This is a genomic window from Phyllobacterium sp. P5_D12, assembly GCF_054049495.1.
The window spans coordinates 1-1692 of the sequence record NZ_JBFUMG010000754.1 but is presented as its reverse complement, the minus strand read 5'-3'; the positions used below and the strand labels follow the sequence as shown (position 1 = coordinate 1692).

3 protein-coding genes are annotated in these 1692 nt (G+C 54.0%); all 3 read left to right on the top strand.

The window, feature by feature from the left end:
* Positions 1-51 precede the first annotated feature (51 nt).
* Entirely contained in the window at positions 52-309 is a 258-nt protein-coding gene (locus ACXJ5O_RS26080; RefSeq protein ID WP_112527803.1) for a hypothetical protein, read from the top strand.
* 13 nt (positions 310-322) lie between these two features.
* Complete coding sequence (locus ACXJ5O_RS26075; protein WP_457302440.1) at positions 323-1132, top strand: hypothetical protein; 810 nt, start codon at positions 323-325, stop codon at positions 1130-1132.
* 100 nt (positions 1133-1232) lie between these two features.
* Positions 1233-1691, top strand: a complete 459-nt coding sequence (locus ACXJ5O_RS26070; RefSeq protein ID WP_457302439.1) for a carboxymuconolactone decarboxylase family protein — start codon at positions 1233-1235, stop codon at positions 1689-1691.
* The last annotated feature ends 1 nt before the right edge of the window (position 1692 follow it).

The following is a 1692-nucleotide window of genomic DNA, read 5'->3' as shown; positions in this document are numbered from 1 at the left end:
GTATTGTTTAGCGGTAGTTTAAGAATTGGCTTCGGCCAAGGATGGTATATCATGAACATGACATCAACAGACCTTGATAGGTTGGTTGCAGAAGAAAAAAAGCTGGTTGCAATCGAATATCAGAATGAAGTCTGGGCTGATGGCACGCTTGAAGGTATCGAGCCTGAAATTATGGCCGAAGCCGCTTTTGCCACTGCATTGACCGAACTGATCCGTGACAACGGCGAAGTGTCCGCATTGGCCTTGCTCGATGGCTTGCGTGAACGTATTTCTGCGGGTGAATTTTCATCTAATCGCATTCTGCAATAATTGGTGATCCTGCATGCCTGAAAAGCACTTTTCCGCTTCCGCGATCGCCGGAACCTTTTTCCTAGCGGCAGCGGTTTGTGCTTTCTCCGTTCCGGCTTTTGCTGCCGGCATCGATACGCCGACGCAGCTCGCCTTGAGCGAGATCAAGAAAGAAGAGCTGCCCAAAGCCACCGAACCTGCGAAGCCCGGTGCTGAACAGAAACCAGCTGGCGAAACGCAGACCCAACCCTCCTCTTCCGAAAAGCCCGACGCAACACCGGAGCAGCCTGCGCAGGCACCGGCAGCAACGGATGATGATGGTGACGCTGCGCAGAGCAATAATCCTGCCATGCCGAATGCCAAGGAAGGCGCAGCAACGCCTCAGGTCGAATACGACGTCGCCAAACTGCCTTTCCCGGTGCAGAAAATGCGCGAGCTCATTCTGACTGCGGCCAAGTCCGGATCGATTGAAGCGCTTCGTCCGCTGATCGGTTCCGGCGACGATGTCACCATGCTTTCGCTGACAGACATCGATGGCGATCCATTGGCCTATCTGAAAAGCCTCGCCGGCGATCCAGATGGCCAGGAAATTCTCGCTATTCTGGTCGATGTGCTTGAGTCCGGTTATGTGCACCTCGATGCTGGCACGGCAGACGAGCTCTACGTCTGGCCCTATTTCTTCGCCTACCCGCTCGACAAGCTCGATGCCAAGCAAAAGGTCGAACTCTTCCAGATCGTCACCGCAGGCGATTACGACGAGATGAAGCAATTCGGCACTTATGTATTCTATCGCCTTGGCATCACGCCAAAGGGGCGCTGGCGGTTTTTCGTCACCGGCGACTGATCTTACAAAGATTCATAAAAAAGTTTGCCGGGATGTCACGTTCGGCGGAGCTGTCTCGTCTTGTGTACAGGCAACTAAATGCCACATAAGGAGATAGACAATGAAACCAAGATTGAACCTCTACAATTTCCAAGAACTCATCAAGCCGATGCTCAAGATGGAAGAGAGCGTCGTTGGCAGCGGGCTCGAAATAAGCCTTATAGAGCTCGTCAAGATGCGCGCTTCGCAGATCAACGGCTGCGCCTTCTGCCTCGACATGCATTCAAAGGATGCTCGAAAGGGGGGCGAGACCGAGCAGCGACTCTATCTGTTGAACGCATGGCGGGAATCGCCGCTCTATGGTGAACGCGAACGCGCGGCGCTGGCCTGGACGGAAGCCCTGACGCTGATATCCAAAACCCATGCTCCGGACAACGTCTATGACGTGCTGAAGGAACAGTTCACCGAGGAGGAGATCGTCAAGCTGTCCATGTTGATCGTAACCATCAATGGGTGGAACCGCCTGGCTATCGGCTTCCGCTCCGTCCATCCGGTGGAAAAAAACAGTGCCGCAGCCTGAC